Origin of the sequence: uncultured Kordia sp. (genome assembly GCF_947489565.1) — a bacterium.
Taxonomy (GTDB): Bacteria; Bacteroidota; Bacteroidia; order Flavobacteriales; family Flavobacteriaceae; genus Kordia.
Genome location: NZ_CANLEA010000015.1, coordinates 79,400 through 95,337, shown reverse-complemented (window position 1 = coordinate 95,337; position 15,938 = coordinate 79,400). Strand labels below are relative to the sequence as shown.

The following is a 15,938-nucleotide window of genomic DNA, read 5'->3' as shown; positions in this document are numbered from 1 at the left end:
TTATAAAGTGGTTATTTATTAAGAATTCATTTTGATCAATTTTCCATCAATAGTGTAGAAAAAACTAAACATTGCATCGCTATTTTCTGGTTTTAGAATGATGCAATACTCTGTTTTAGTTATGTCTCCATTTCTAGGAAATATGATCGAAGCCAAATACAATGCAGGGTTTTGTATATTTTCTTCGTTTTGAAGCTTTTTACTAGATCTTTCTGCCAAATCTCCTAAAGTAGAAAGGTTGATGGTATCGCTTAATCGAAACATAAAATCTGCAGCCAATGTTCCATTAGGAATTTCGATAAATATATCCGATTTCTTTTTCCAAGCATCTTCAATAGAGTTCCATTTTTCCATTTTTAAAGATTTTGGAGTATTTGTTACTGTGGCTGTAACAATATTTCCAGCTGTTTTATGATAGCTGATAGAAACATCTGTGTAGTATGCATTTTCGCCAAACTCACTCTTCATTTCTTTTTCTATTTCGCCAAATGTTATGGCATTGGCAGGTAGTATTTCTACATCTTTAGTACACGACAATAACGATAACGCCACTATCACAATGACAATCATTGTAAAGTTTATTATTTTCATATGTAATCTATATTTTGTTTTTTTTCGAAGCATCGTTCTTACTAAAAAAGCCTTGCCTGCTACATGATGAATAGCACTCTAATTACCCAACATACAGTATTTGCCAAGAGGTCTAACCAAACTATAAGATACTGTTGTAACTAAAAATTAAAGTATAGCAGGCTTAAGGTTTTTGTATACTACTATTAACCAGCTTTTTTAAAAAATTTTATCGTTGATTATTGATTAACTTTTATAAAAGTATGTCGTAAGAATGAATAAAGAAATAGCCATTTTATTTCCGTTACACTTGGAGCTATAAATGATACTTTTGAGTACATATTTGAAAATGCACTAAAATTCTATGAAGTAAGCGTTATTAAGTATGTTTTGAAGCTTTCAAAAGGAAAATTATCATTTGTATTTGTTCAAGAAAGTACTTAAGAAAGCTTCTTTTCGTCTAGAAGATACTGGAATTTTATGTCCGTTTTTTAAGTGAATTACACCCGATTTGTCATACTTATTGATAAATTTTAAGTTGACAATATAAGATTGATGTGGTCGTGTAAAGTTAGCTTTAGTCAAGCGTTCTTCAAACTCTTTCAAGGTTTTAGAAACTACATATTTTTGTCCGTCAGCACAATAAAAAGTCGTATATCCTTTATCCGATTCACAATACATAAGATTATGTAATTCAATTACTTGAAAACTATCTTGTAGCGATAATATTAATTGAGAAGTATCTTGTGTTATTGCTTTTTTTACAACGTTTATTTGTTGTTTTTGTGTAGAAAGTGGCAACGCAGAAACTTTTTCTAAAGCAGTTTGGAGTTCTTCTATATCAACAGGTTTCAAAAGATAATCTACAGCGCCCATTTTTAACGCTTTTAGTGCATATTCTTCATACGCAGTGATAAAAATTACTTTAAAATCGGAGTATTCTGTTTGTTCTAAAAAATCAAAAGCATTTCCATCTGTCAGATTTATATCTAAGAAAATTAATTCGGGTTTGCATGCCTTTGCTAAAATTATCGCTTCATTTACAGACTCGCACTCTCCTACTACTTGCACTTCAAATTCTACCAATTCTAACAGATTCAGCAGTCCTTTTCTAATGTATTCTTTATCTTCTACAACAAGTGCTTTCATGATGCTTTTTGTATTTTATGTGGAATAACGAGTGTAACTATAGTTCCTTGTTCATTATACTTTTGTCGATCTTCTACAGTAAGTGTTCCTTTAGTTTTAGAATCTTCAGATAAAATTCGCAAGCGTTCAGAAGTGATGATCGTTGCTAAAGACTTTTTCTGTTTTTGACTTTTTTGTTTTTGAGAATCTATACCAATTCCATTGTCTATAATAGTACAAACGAGTTCTTCTTTGGCATAGCTCAGTTGAATGTCAATATTTCGATCTTCGCTCTGCTTGTTAAATCCGTGCTCAATAGCATTTTCTATAAACGGTTGAATCAGCATTGGCGGCACTTCAAATTGAGGTTTATCAATGGCTTCATCTACAGAAATAGAATATTTATACGAGTTATTTGATTCTATATTATGAAGCGATAAATAATTTTCGACAGCGAGCAATTCTTGATCGAGAGGCACCATTTTATCTCTAGAATTTTCTAAGGTAATTCGCAATAATTTTGAAAATTTAGACAAATACGACAATGATTTCTTTTTTTCATCATTCAATATAATTCCTTGTAAAACTGACAAGGCATTAAAAATAAAATGTGGTGTCATTTGCGAACGCAATAACTTCTGTTCAGTTAAAATATTTGCGTTTTTTGCTTTAATATTTCGCAATCGCAAGAAAAAGATAATCGCCGCTAAAGCCAATGTAACTAATAAGAAAGCGATAACTCCCAAAAGTAAATTTCGTTGCGATGCTTCTAAATCTTGATTCGTTGTTTCTACTTCTTTCGTTAGCCGCAATTCTCTTTGATTGGCAGATGCTAACTCTTGTTTGTATTTATACTCGTATTCTAATTTTATAATTTTTTTGTTTACATCCTTACTTAACAAACTATCGTTTATCGTTTTAAATTCTTTATGTGTTGCTAAGGATTTTTTATATTCACCTTGATATTCATAAATACCAGCAAGCAAACCATATATTTCTTTTTGGAATTTGAGGATGTTTAATTTATCTGCTATTTTTTTGGTTTTTAAAGTATAGTCAAGAGCTTTTTTATGTTTCTTTTGAAAATAATATACCTGCGCAATATTTAAATAACTCATAGCCATGCCTCTTTCATCATTTACCTCTTTTGAAATCGCTAATGATTTAAAGAAAAAATCTAATGCCTTTTTATTTTCAAATCGGTTTTTATGCACATTCCCTATTTTATCAAGACAATCGGCAATTCCGCGTTGATCATCCTCCTTTTTATAGAGTTTTAGCGCTTTTTCATAATATACTAAAGCTGAATCTGATTGCTTTTGTTCGCTATGAATGACTCCTATGCTCAATAAAAGTACTTTGGCTTTGGTATTATTTTCAATACTATCATAAATACGCAATGCATCATTCAAATTTTCTAGTGCTTTCGGAAAATCTTTTAATTCCCCATAAATCGATCCTAGGTTGGTATAGGTTTTGGCAAGTCCTGAGCGATAGTTAATTTTTAGCTTAATTTCTTTTGACTCATTATAATTTTTAATAGCCTCAAAATATTTCCCTTGATCTGCATAAATATTGGCGATATTATTGAAAATAACAGAAGCACCTTTTAAATTATTAATCTCTTTACACATGCTTGCCGATTTGTTGTAATACTCGAGTGCTTCTGAAAAATTACCTTGATGATAATAAGATGCTCCTATTCTATTAAAACAGTTTGCAATAAGTGCTTTACGATCTATTTTCTCATACAATTCAATCGCCTTTTTAAAGGAAATAATACTGGCACTAAAGTCAGATTTTGTAATCTGTACTTCGCCTCTGTAGTAGCTAGCATCTGCTTTTCCTTTTGCATAATTTATTTCATCAGATAATTTTTCAACCTCTGTGATCAAAGAATCTGCTTTGAGTGTATCTCTGTAATAAATTTTTTGAATATATGTTGATAGCATTTTGACTCTTGTCGTGTCTTTTTGCGGATGATGTAACAATAGAGAATCTAAAATTTTTGTAGGCGATCGCTTTTGAGCATACGAATTGATCGTAAAAAGAAAAAAAGAAAGGAATAAAAAAAAGTACTTAAGATGCGTATTCATAAAGTAAAATTTAATAGATACTATTTCAATTGTAATTACATATACAATCAATAGAAAAGTTTCGCTTAAAAACGAAATATCTGCGGCATATAAATGTATAAAAATTATCGAGTTTTCTTGAAAATATTTTTCTTTAATAGCAGCATATTTTCTCAAAATCAACACAAAAGCATCACCCATTTCTAAGTGATGCTCTTATGTTATAAATTAATTTTGGTTTTTATTAAATTAAAATGTTGTCAATGTACATGTTCTTTTATCAGAATGCTGACATGTATGTACTACTGTTTGTGGTGCACATGCTGCTCTTGATCCGCCACAAGCTGTTCCACTAATTCCTCCATTTACTTGTACATAATCAAATGTAGAAACTGTATTTTTTTTCAGTTTTAATGATTTTAAATTCTTAGTTTTCATGATCTTCTTATTTTATTTTGTTTAAAAATACATTTGCTGAGTATGCGCTTTTCCAACAAATTGTTTTGGTTTGAGCTCTGAGTACATACCAAAGTTATGAGTTATATTGCATTTTTAAAATAGGCAATCCATTTTTGAGTGGTTTGAAGATATGAGTGAGCTATATGATTTGATATTCGTTATTTCAAATTGATTGTTTTTAACACAAACTGACCAATATGAATACCTTGTGCCAATCCATTGTCAATGGCTGCTCTGTAGTGAATTCCTCCATACAAACGACTTATTGCCGCTTCTTGTGCTGCTTGATTGAAAGACGTAAAATCTCGTGAAGGCAAACCGTATTCCAACTCTGTATCATCCGTATAACTGAAATTATCGCCGAAAATATGTGTCAAAACAGTTGCCGCCGAACCTGAAACTACCGAATGTCCGCTGGTATATTCTGGAAATGGAGGTGTTTGCAACAACGGTTTCCAATGCACGTCTAAATGCTGATTGATTAAGGTTTCTGGACGTATCAAATTGCTTCTATATTTCTCGTCCCAACAACTTATAAACGCATCAAAAATAGTGATAGAAGCAAGCGTATTGGCATAGATAGTATCGTCTAAATTGTAATTCTTTTTCGCGCAAGCAATATTTGTAATACCAATCCAATGTGCGCCTGGCGTAATTTTCTTGGTCGCTGTCATTAAATGTCCTGTGCTCACAGCTACATACGGATTGCAATCCCAAAATTGAGCAATTTTCACTTCTTCAGCTTCATCGCCTGTTTCTTGAATTTTGGTGGTTACTTGGTATACTTCCTCCAACTCTTTATAAAAATCACTGTCTTCTGCTAATGAAAACACTGGATGTGTTTTTGGTTTAAATTGTGATGCATTCGCTAAAACCAGCGTTCTAATCTTCATCCAATGTGGCTCAATTCCGTCCATGTAAGATGGTGGCGTTGGTTGCCAGCGCGAAGCAGTATCTGAATCTACCGTAAACTTCGGCATCGTACGTGTTTCCTTGTAATTATCTTTGTCAATCCAGTTTTGAATATGTGATGCGACTTGCATTCCGTAGCTTTTAGAAGCTTCAAATTCTTTTGCGTTGATCTCTTTCCATACAACTGCCATAGAATCCTGATACGCATTGAGTAAATCTTGCGTAAAGACTAACTTTTTACCAACTTCCATATAAGCAATCATTGCCGCTACATCCAAATTGACATCTTTGCTAGTAGCTTTTGGAATGGCTTCTAAAGACGTTATTTGTGAATGTAATGAAGTATAGTTTTCATTTTTTTGTGACATAATTTCGTAAGCAGCAACGTTTGGATATGCATAAATTCGACTCGCAACTGGTGGCGAAAATATATCATACACCATGGTTTTAGTAAGTTTGTTAATAGCCGTTTGGTAATCGTTTGCAGTCACTTTAATAGGCATCAATTCTTTTTGACAGCTTGTAAACATACATAAAAGACAACTTGCAATTATAAAAACTATGTGCTTCATTTTTAGACTTTTTACGCGTACGAATTATATTCTTTCAAAACTACTCAAATTCTTTATCATAATATGTGGTAGCATCTGCTAAAAGCATCTCTAGTGTTGCTTTCTCTGCTTCCACACGAGCAGTATCCCACTCTAAATAATTGATACAATCGTTTAAAATGACTTCCAAATAGTGTTGAATACTTGTGATATTGAAATACAAACGACCCGTTCTGCGTACAAAGAAATCTGTCAAACTATTGGTCATTTCGTTGTGAATACAATACCATAATTCAGCACGAATCAAACGTTCTTGCGGCGTACCATCAATAAAGAAATTGGCTCTTTCAATAATAGTGTCCGCTTTTTTTCCAAAGGTAGTACACAAATGCCACGCATAATACGAATCTTGTATTCCGATAGTTGCTAGTTTTTCCTCCAACTGTTTTTGGTATTCCTTAACTTCTTGAGAAGAATGCATTGCAGGATGTACCAATTCTATGGTTTTTGTGGACGATTTTTTAAGCTTGTCCTTTCGTTTTTTAGGCAATGTTTTCAAAACTTCATCAATCACGCGTTGCGCCATTTTACGATAGCCTGTTAATTTTCCTCCTGCAATAGAGATTAAACCGCTATCAGACACAAAAATTTCATCTTTCCGTGATAATTCTGAAGGATCTTTTTTCTCTTCGTGAATCAACGGACGTAATCCTGCCCAATTCGATTCAATATCATCAATCGTTAGATGAATGTCTGGAAAAGTATTATTTGCCGCTTTCAATAGATATTCTGCATCTTCTTTGGTTGCAACGACACGTTCTAAATTTCCATAATAATTGGTATCGGTTGTCCCAACATACGTACAACGTCCGCGTGGAATGGCAAAAATCATGCGTCCATCAGCTACATCAAAATAAACAGATTGTTTGATCGGTAATTTTTCATGCGGAAATACAATATGTACTCCTTTTGTCAAGTGTAAATGTTTGTTGTTTTTGGAATGATCTTTTTCACGAAGTAAATCTACCCAAGGACCTGCCGCAGATACATAATTACGTGCTTTTATGCTGATTTTTTTACCTGTATTATTATCAATACAATGTAAATGTTCAATTTTACCATCATCGTCATATGCAAACGATTCCATTTCGCAATAATTGATAATCGTTGCGCCAAATTCAGTTGCTTTTTTAAGAATTTCTATCGTCAAACGTGCATCATCGGTTCGGTATTCGGCATAATAACCACTTCCTAACACGATGCTTTCGTCCAACAAAGGTTCTTTGTCGAGCGTTTCTTGTTTATTCAGCATTTTACGACGATCATCGCCGCCCACATTTGCCAATAAATCATATACTTTTAAACCAATAGACGTCATCATTTTTCCATACGTTCCGCCTTCTATTAATGGCAATAACATCTTTTCTGGAATGACTAAATGTGGAGCTAGTTTGTGTACAATAGCACGTTCTGAGCCCGATTCACGTACCAATCCAATTTCCAATTGTTTTAGGTATCGCAATCCACCATGAATCAGTTTTGTAGATTTATTACTCGTTCCCGAAGCGAAGTCATTTTTTTCTATCAAACAAACATTCATACCTCTAGAAGAAGCATCTAAGGCAATTCCCGCACCTGTAACGCCGCCTCCAATGACGATTAAATCAAAGGTTTCGGATTTTATTTTTTTGAGTTGTCGTTGACGATCTAAGACTGAAAAACGAATTTCTTTAGATGCGACTTTTTTTTTGTTGGAACTTTTGGTGCGTTCTACCGCTTTTTGCCAGCCTTTGTATTTCTTTTTGCGGGTTTTAGGCTTCATTTCAGAAGTGAAAATAGTATCTACTTCACGAATGGTTTCAATATCATTTTTCGTCCAAATTCCTGCTTTGATTCCAGCCAACAATGCTGCTCCAAAGGCTGTGACTTCAATCATTTTAGGTCTGTCTACCGCAACATTCAAAATATCTGATTGAAACTGCATCAAATAGTTATTGGCACTTGCGCCACCATCTACTTTGAGCGTTTTCATTTCCTTACCACTATCATTGATCATGGCAGTAATGACATCTTTTGTTTGATAGGCTAAAGCTTCCACTGTTGCTTTGATGAGTTCGTTTTTGCCTGTATCTAAGGTCATTCCGTAAATACTTCCTTTGGCTTTGTCGTCCCAATGCGGCGCGCCCAATCCAGCGAAAGCCGGAACTACATAGATATTTTTTAATGGCGGAATACTATTGCAAATTGCTTCGGTATCCGATGCTTTTTCTATGATTTGCATCCGATCACGCAACCATTGAATGGAAGCGCCACCTACAAAAATACTTCCTTCCAAAGCATATTTTACAGGTTCATTTTCCAAACTACAGGTCAATGTCGTTAACAAACCACTTTTAGAAGTCACAATTTTTTTACCAATATTCAATAGCATAAAACAACCTGTTCCGTAGGTGTTTTTGGCAATTCCTGATTTGAGTCCACCTTGTCCAAACAACGATGCTTGTTGATCTCCAGCGACTCCAAAGATTGGAATTTCGGTGCCTTTGTAATCAATACTTCCAAAATCGGAAGAAGATTGTTGAACTGTTGGCAAGACTGATTTTGGAATTTGCAATGCTTTTAAAAGTGTATCATCCCAACATAAATTTTTGATATCGTATATCATTGTACGTGACGCATTCGTATGATCGGTCACGTGTTTTTTTCCGTTCGTGAATTTATAAATCAGCCAACTATCAACCGTTCCAAAACACAATTTTCCTGCAGCTGCTTTTTCTCTAGCGCCTTTTACATGATCTAAAATCCATTTGAGTTTTGTTCCAGAAAAATACGAATCAATCACCAAACCTGTAGATTGACGTACATATTCCGACATGCCATTTTGCTTGAGTTGATCACAGATTTCAGTCGTTCTTTTGTCCAACCAAACAATCGCATTATAAATAGGTTCTCCTGTTTCTTTATCCCAAACTACGGTAGTTTCACGCTGATTTGTAATTCCGACAGCCGCAATTTCTTCTGCTGAAATTCCACTAGTTGAAATTGCTTTGTGAAAGGTTTCTACCTGATCGTTGTAGATATCCATCGGATTGTGTTCTACCCAACCAGATTCTGGATAGTGTTGTGTTAACTCTTTTTGTGCAATAGCATGAATTTGACCTTTTTGATCAAAGACAATCGTTCTTGTGCTTGTGGTTCCTTGATCAAAGGCTACTACATATTTCTTTTCCATCGCTTGTGGTTTGGTATTTTTAGTTGGAGTTATTTAAATATTAAATAGGTGCTTAGTACCATGATCGTAATGATTAATCCTACGATTTTTGCATATTTCCATGGCGTAATATCAATCTCTTCTGTAACTTTTGGAATGTACTCGTCTGTTTTAGGACGTAGTTTTCCAATAATGAGCATGATGGCAATGTTGATGACAAACAAAATTCCCATGACATGTAAAAAGTGCGGATAGGCATTCGCTTTGATAATGCCTAATTCTTTCGCATTCGTAACTCCATTCGTTGCTGCTTCCGCCAAAGCGGCATCTACAAAAATTGGTTGAACTACAAATTGACTGATAAGGTACATTAACACACCAACCGTTAATACAATCTTTGCGCCTAAGGCTGGTACATGTTTTGTTAAGATTCCAATGGCTACAACAGCTAAAATTGGTACACTTAAACTTCCTAACGATTCTTGAATATAGGCAAATAAACCATCTGGTGCGTCGGCGATAAATGGCGCGATAGACATCGAAATTAACGCCAATAATAACCCGAAGATTTTCCCCGCTTTTACGGTTTCTTTTTCGGTAGCATTTCCTTTAAAATATTGTTTGTACAAGTCAAATCCGAATAAGGTCGCACTACTGTTTAGTAAACTATTGAAGGAACTTAATACTGCGCCAAATAAAACCGCAGCGAAGAATCCAAGATATGCGCCTGGTAATACTTTTTTCACAAGTGAAGGATAAGCTTCGTCTGCATTTTCAAGCGTTCCATCAAATAAATGCCATGCGATGATTCCAGGCAATACAACAATGATTGGAATTAAGAATTTGACAAATCCTGCGAGAATCATTCCTTTTTGTCCTTCTTTTAAACTTTTCGCACCAAATACACGTTGCAATATGGATTGATTTGTTCCCCAATAATACATTTGTGCAATCATCATTCCTGTAAAGATCGTCCCAAAAGGAATAGAAGCATCTACTTCTCCGATAGCATCAAATTTTTCTGGATTTTCGTTCCAAAGCGTACTAATTCCATCAGAAATACTTCCATCTCCAATTAATAGTAAACCAAAAATCGGAATTAACAATCCACCAATTAACAATCCGATTGCATTCACTAAATCAGATACGGCTACAGCTTTTAATCCTCCAAAAATTGCATAAATCACACCTATAATTCCAATAGACCACACACAGATTGTGATGACACTTCCTTGCGACATTCCAAATAGTGTTGGCAAATCGAACATCGTGCTAAACGCCAAAGACCCTGAATATAAGATGGTTGGCAGTAATACTACTCCAAACGCTATGATGAATAAAACAGATAGTATGGCTTTTGTTTGCTTGTCAAAACGATCTTGAATGAATTCTGGAATCGTCGTAATTCCCGAACGCATGTATTTGGGTAATAGATAGATGGCTGTAAATATCATGGCGATTGCTGCCAAGGTTTCCCAAGCCATGACCAATACACCTTCGGTAAAAGATTGTCCGTTTAGTCCAACAATTTGTTCTGCGGATAAATTGGTGAGTAGTAATGAACCTGCAATGGTTATGAATCCAAGGCTTCTTCCTCCCAAATAATATCCTTTTGCAGTACTTTCGTCTGTGCCTCTGGTGGCATACCACGCAATAAATGCTACTAAAAGTGTAAAGCCAATAAATGAAATGATTGATAATGAATCCATAGGTTAGATTTTTTTTAGTTGAATTAAACCACAAGCAGGCGTTTCCACTTCAAACAATCCTTGTTTCAAGTTGATGTTGTAGTGATTGGTTTTTTCTCCCATACAATCAAAAGTGGTCAAACTGTATTCGCCAGCATCAACGGTACTTTTTACAACAACGGATGTCGTTAATTTTCCATTGAGGATGTCAATTGTATTTGCGTTTTCATTGATGTGTACAACATGATCGTCATACACTCCAATGATCAAATTGCCATTTTTAGAGACTTGCTGTAACGGATAGTTTGCCAACGGTCGCGATGGAATAAAATGTCCTGTGGTAATTGTTTCTTTATTAATGTTCCAATAATTTGTGTAGAATTTAATCATTTTTAAATGATTTTCAGGAACATTTTTGAGCTTCACCGAAATTTGAGGCACGCCAAAGAGTGTATTTACCAATTGCAATGCGGCAACTTCAACGGTTTCATCATTATGCCATGTAATCATATCGCTGTGTACGGCTGTATTTCCTGCAAGCATTTTGATGTCTGCAATCCGAACTCTGTTCATGACACCATCGCCTGGACAATCAAAAGCACGGAACATGTTTCCGTATTTTCGCATGGCTGGACCTGTATATTTTTGCCTGAATTCTATAAATACTTCTGGATTGATGGCGCGTAAGGTATACATGACATCTGTCAATAAACGATCGACAGCTTCGTTGATGGAATGAAAGTCCATTTCATCATTTTTTTCTCGAAGTGTATCTGGATAGAGTTTAAAATCGTCAATAAAATCAAGTTTAAAACCATCTAAATTCCAGTCGATTAACGCTGTTTTATAGATATTGATTAGATATTCTCTGACTTCTGGATATCTTGGATCAAACACTGGCGCCCAACGGTGGTTTTCGGTTAAGAATTTTCCTTTGAAACGTTTGTACGCTTCTGATTTTTTTCCGCAGAAAGGTACCGAATACCAAAAACCAACTTTCATTCCAGTCGCATGAACATTGTCGACAAATTCGCGCGTTTTTGACAAACGATCTGGATTCCAATCGCCTGTATAATCATATCCGCGATTGTTGTCGTTGGTTTGCCAGCCATCATCTATGACAATAGAGCGATAGCCTAGTCCGTACGCTAGTTTGCATTCTTCTATCAATGTGTTTTCTTCCAAGTCTTGGTGAAATTGATACCACGTAGAATACAACGGCGTTTGTGCAATTTCCGGTACATAAGCTGGCGCTAAGTTTTCATAGTTTTCCCACCATTGCGATACTTCTCTGATCGCTTCTGAAAAGTGTTTTTCTCCCGAATCAATACGAATTTGTACGTTGTATTGATTTAGCTTAGAATGTCGCTCTGCAAACATTTTGATATGACAATAGAAATAATCGTCTTCTTCACGAATTACGGCGTCTAATTCTAGTTTATTAATAGCATTTGAACACGCAAATGTATGTCTGTTTTCGTCTTTATTTCCGAATAGTGAAATGACGGGAGAATCAATCGATATGCGTGATTCCATCGGTTTTAGTTCCCAATCGGCTTGAATTCTTTTGGCGAAATCGGTTGTAGGTTTCCAAAGTCCTTTGACATTGTGTGCTGGAATTTTCCATTTGATAGTTAAAGGAGTTGGAATTTCGGGTTCTACAGCGGTAATATTGAGTTCGTATATAGAAACTCGATTATGACTGTACACTTCATGAAGATGTGTTTTAAAATTCTCGGAGAGTCCTACTATTTGAATGTCCGTTGTTGGGACTGTATGGTTTACTGTCATCATTTTTTTTCGCTTTCTTTGATTAAAAAGATTTTAGCATTTGTGTTGTTCTGAGAAGCCAAAATCATGGTTTCTCCTGTGGCAGATTTTAGTGTTACAATGTGATGTGATTGTCCTGGTACGTAAAATCCTGAAGCACTATTTTTGACTACTTCAAAACCGTTTTTACTACCTTTTAAATGCACGCCAATCAGCGCATCGTTGAGTCCGTAATTGGTTTCTGCAGTTAAGTCATTTCCAACTAATAAGGCATCTGTAAAGCCATCATTGTCAATATCTTTTAGTAAAATATCATTGATTGGTGCGACTTGACATTGCTCTGGAAGTTTGGTGATTTTATAGTTTCCATTTCCAAGGTTTTCTATATAACTACTTGAAAATGTAGTTGCTTTGAATGTTTCTTCTTCTAAATTTTCTATGTTGAGTAATTCTGTGAAACTTACTTTGGCAAAATCCTTATACGTTAAGTATCTATCTTTGAGTTTTACGAGTTGTTTCATGACATCATCGCGTGTTTGTACTGGCAATAATGTGTTGTTATTTTCTGGATCGTTAAAGTATTGGGCGACTATAGGATCGGTACTACCATTGTTGTCATAATCGTTTTTATAGACATACACAGGTTTATTTTCTTTGGGCAATACAAAACCATTTTCACCTTGATTTCCAACGATAAAGTCTAGATCGCCATCGTTGTCAAAATCTGCTGCTTTGATGGCATTCCACCAACCAAAAGTTTCTACTGTTTCGTTTGTTGCATTGGTAAAGTTTGGCGATGATTTTTCTAGTGTTCCATTATTGTTAAGAAAGATCGTTATTGGCAGCCACTCGCCTACTACAATTAAATCGTCCCAACCATCATTGTTGATGTCTTGCCAAGTAGCATCTGTAATCATTCCGAGATTGGTCAAAGCATCATTTGTCGTTGCTAAAAATGTGCCGTTTGTGTTTGTAAGCAATTGGCTTTTTGGCGCTTGCGGATAACGTCCTTGTACGATTCTGCTTCCGATGAAGAAATCAATATCGCCATTTTTATCAAAATCATTTGGTCGTACACGCGCACTGACTTCAAAAATTTCCGGCAATATATTTTCAGCTTGACTGAAATGACCATTTCCATCATTTAGATAGATTCGATCTTGTAGTACTGGCGCATTTCGTTGTACTTCCGTTCCGCCGCTAGCGACATATAGATCCAAATCATTGTCATTATCAATATCCACAAAAACGGCATCTGTATCTTCGTGTTTACTGTCTAATTCTTGCAATAATTCAAAAGTTCCTGTACTAGTCTGTGTCCAAATGGTTGCAGCTTCACCTTTGCTTCCGCCAATGAATACTTCATCTCCAGGTTGATTGTCCACATCCGCCGCAGCGATACATGGTCCAAATTTCGAATACTGACGCATCAATAAGTGTTGCAATACATAATCGTGACCGCGATTTTCCTTGTGCTCAAAATCCAGTCTGTTTGAAACATCTGTAAATATGGTTTCTGTTGTATTTTTTGAAATATTCTTGTCGAACGCAGATTTGATATCAGCCTCAACCACCGAATTCACGGCAACATTTGTCATGCTAGAAACCTTTCCATTTGGCCAAAGTACTTGTAAAGAATCTACAGCAGTATTTGAGGCTACTCCAAAATGCACTATCGGTTCCATAGACGATAAATACCCGCGTATGACGGATTGATACTGATGTTGTGCATTTCCATTTTGCCAAATAGTTACTTTTGCGCCTATTGCTTTTGCATTCGCTACTTCTCCTTTTAGCTTGATTCTTAGATAGTTGTTTGTTTCTGGAGTGTTTGTGTTGTTTTTGAGTAGAAAAGCTTCTTGATTAATGTTATTCACCACCAAATCTAAATCGCCATCATTGTCAAAATCTGCGTAGGCTGCACCGTTTGAGAATGAATTTTCTGCAACTTTCCAATCCTTACTAACATCGTTGAATTGAATGGCGCCTTTGTTCTCGTAGAAATAGTTTGGCAAGTGTACACTTGGAATTTTGTTGAGCAATTCTCGCAAACGTTTGGTACGGGATTCTTTGCTACCAAACATAGTATTTTGCGTAGAATAGTTGATAAAATCTAAATCGGTTAAGTCTTTTACATAACCGTTTGTGATGTATGCATCTTTATCGCCGTCATTGTCAAAATCTGCCAAAATTGGTGCCCAACTCCAATCTGTGGAAGCCATTCCCGACATATAACCAACTTCACTTGCTTTTAATACAGAATCGTTTAGCATTCCGTTATGCAATTGCAATGTATTGTGCATGAATTGTGAGTTATAGTTGTTGCGTTTTGAGAGTTCGTATTTGTCATAATTCATCACACCAAGCATGCGTTTTTGACGATCGTAGCTTTCTGGTAACATATCTACTACTAAAATATCTGGAAGCGCATCATTGTTGATATCTGAAATATCTACGCCCATTGCATTGTACGTAATATGACTTAAAAACTGTTTGTTACTTTCTGTAAATCCTTGATGTTTGTTGGTTTCTGGATGATTTCCTTGGTTGATGTACAACAAATCTTCGGTAATAAAATCGTTGGAAACATAGATATCTGGAAGATTGTCGCCGTTAAAATCCTGAATATTCACACCTAATGAAAAGCCTTTGTACGTAATGCCCAAACTATCTGAAACATCTGTAAACACAGGATGATTCACACCTTCTTTACGATCGTTTCGTAAGAGCATGTCTGCTAAGTTTTTTGGCATATAGTTTTTTGGCACTGGTGAGTTTTTGTCGAATTTTACATTTCCATTTCTGGTGATAAACGCATCTAAATCTCCATCAGAATCATAGTCAAAAAAAGCAGTTTGTTGACTGTAATTTCCATCTGCTAGGTTATATTCCGCTGCTTGTTCTTTGAACGTTGGAAAGCCATTTGCATCGAGGCCTTGATTGATGAAGAGTAAATTTTCACAATCATTGTTACAATTGGCACCTCCAACATTTAAATAAATATCTTCATAACCATCTGTGTTAATGTCAATAATAGAAACGCCTGTAACCCAAGAACTCGTTTTAAACTGTGCGTTTTCGCTGATGTCTTCAAATTGAAAATTTCCTTTGTTGATATACATTTTTGAAGAAACTTGGTTTCCTGTAAAGACGATATCCGAAAGTCCATCATTGTTAAAGTCGCCAATTCCAACACCGCCACCATTGTACACATATTGAAACATCACGACATTTACTGAGTCGTTTTCAACAATCGTATTGGTAAAATTGATGTTTGAATGTGAGGATTTGACATACGAAAACTTGGCTTTTGAATTTTCTGATGAGCAGGAAATTAAAAGACAAATGAGTATACTAAGAAGGCTATATTTTTTCAATTGAATAAAGTTTTTTTACTAAAATAATATCCATTCGATATAAATTACATTCAAATAACAATCTTAACTTTTCTAAAACGCTCATATTAAAACACCAAATTCTATTGTTTTTATTTTCGTTTTAGTTCGTGAGCTTTCTATTTTAAATTAAAGAACTCATGAATCTTTGATTTCTTTGCTCGCCCAAAGAAAAGAAA

9 protein-coding genes are annotated in these 15,938 nt (G+C 35.1%); all 9 read right to left on the bottom strand.

Annotated features, from left to right (window positions below; translation table 11 throughout):
* Positions 1-18: 18 nt before the first annotated feature.
* The 9 genes from Q0845_RS19345 to Q0845_RS19305 all read right to left on the bottom strand — a co-directional run bounded on the left by Q0845_RS19345 (position 19) and on the right by Q0845_RS19305 (position 15,741).
* Positions 19-591: a hypothetical protein gene (locus Q0845_RS19345; RefSeq protein ID WP_298516741.1), complete on the bottom strand. Its 573-nt coding sequence runs from the start codon at positions 589-591 to the stop codon at positions 19-21.
* Between the two features lie 393 nt (positions 592-984).
* A complete protein-coding gene (locus Q0845_RS19340; protein WP_298516739.1) occupies positions 985-1,719 on the bottom strand; it encodes a LytTR family DNA-binding domain-containing protein in 735 nt (244 codons plus the stop codon).
* Positions 1,716-3,794 (bottom strand): tetratricopeptide repeat protein, encoded by a 2,079-nt coding sequence (locus Q0845_RS19335; RefSeq protein ID WP_298516737.1) that lies wholly within the window; start codon positions 3,792-3,794, stop codon positions 1,716-1,718. Before Q0845_RS19335 ends, Q0845_RS19340 begins: the two co-directional genes overlap by 4 nt.
* Positions 3,795-4,022: 228 nt before the next feature.
* Positions 4,023-4,211 carry a hypothetical protein gene (locus tag Q0845_RS19330; RefSeq protein WP_298516735.1) on the bottom strand — a complete coding sequence of 63 codons (189 nt, stop codon included), beginning with the start codon at positions 4,209-4,211 and terminating at the stop codon, positions 4,023-4,025.
* Between the two features lie 179 nt (positions 4,212-4,390).
* On the bottom strand, positions 4,391-5,716 hold the full coding sequence (locus tag Q0845_RS19325) for a vanadium-dependent haloperoxidase (protein ID WP_298516733.1): 1,326 nt from the start codon (positions 5,714-5,716) through the stop codon (positions 4,391-4,393).
* Positions 5,717-5,756: 40 nt separating this feature from the next.
* Positions 5,757-8,927, bottom strand: a complete 3,171-nt coding sequence (glpK, locus tag Q0845_RS19320) for a glycerol kinase GlpK (RefSeq protein WP_298516731.1) — start codon at positions 8,925-8,927, stop codon at positions 5,757-5,759.
* 29 nt (positions 8,928-8,956) lie between these two features.
* Positions 8,957-10,615, bottom strand: coding sequence for a solute:sodium symporter family transporter (locus tag Q0845_RS19315; protein WP_298516729.1), 1,659 nt, complete (start codon positions 10,613-10,615; stop codon positions 8,957-8,959).
* Positions 10,616-10,618: 3 nt separating this feature from the next.
* A complete protein-coding gene (locus Q0845_RS19310) occupies positions 10,619-12,388 on the bottom strand; it encodes a glycoside hydrolase family 36 protein (RefSeq protein WP_298516727.1) in 1,770 nt (589 codons plus the stop codon).
* Entirely contained in the window at positions 12,385-15,741 is a 3,357-nt protein-coding gene (locus tag Q0845_RS19305) for a VCBS repeat-containing protein (RefSeq protein WP_298516725.1), read from the bottom strand. Before Q0845_RS19305 ends, Q0845_RS19310 begins: the two co-directional genes overlap by 4 nt.
* Between the last annotated feature and the right edge of the window lie 197 nt (positions 15,742-15,938).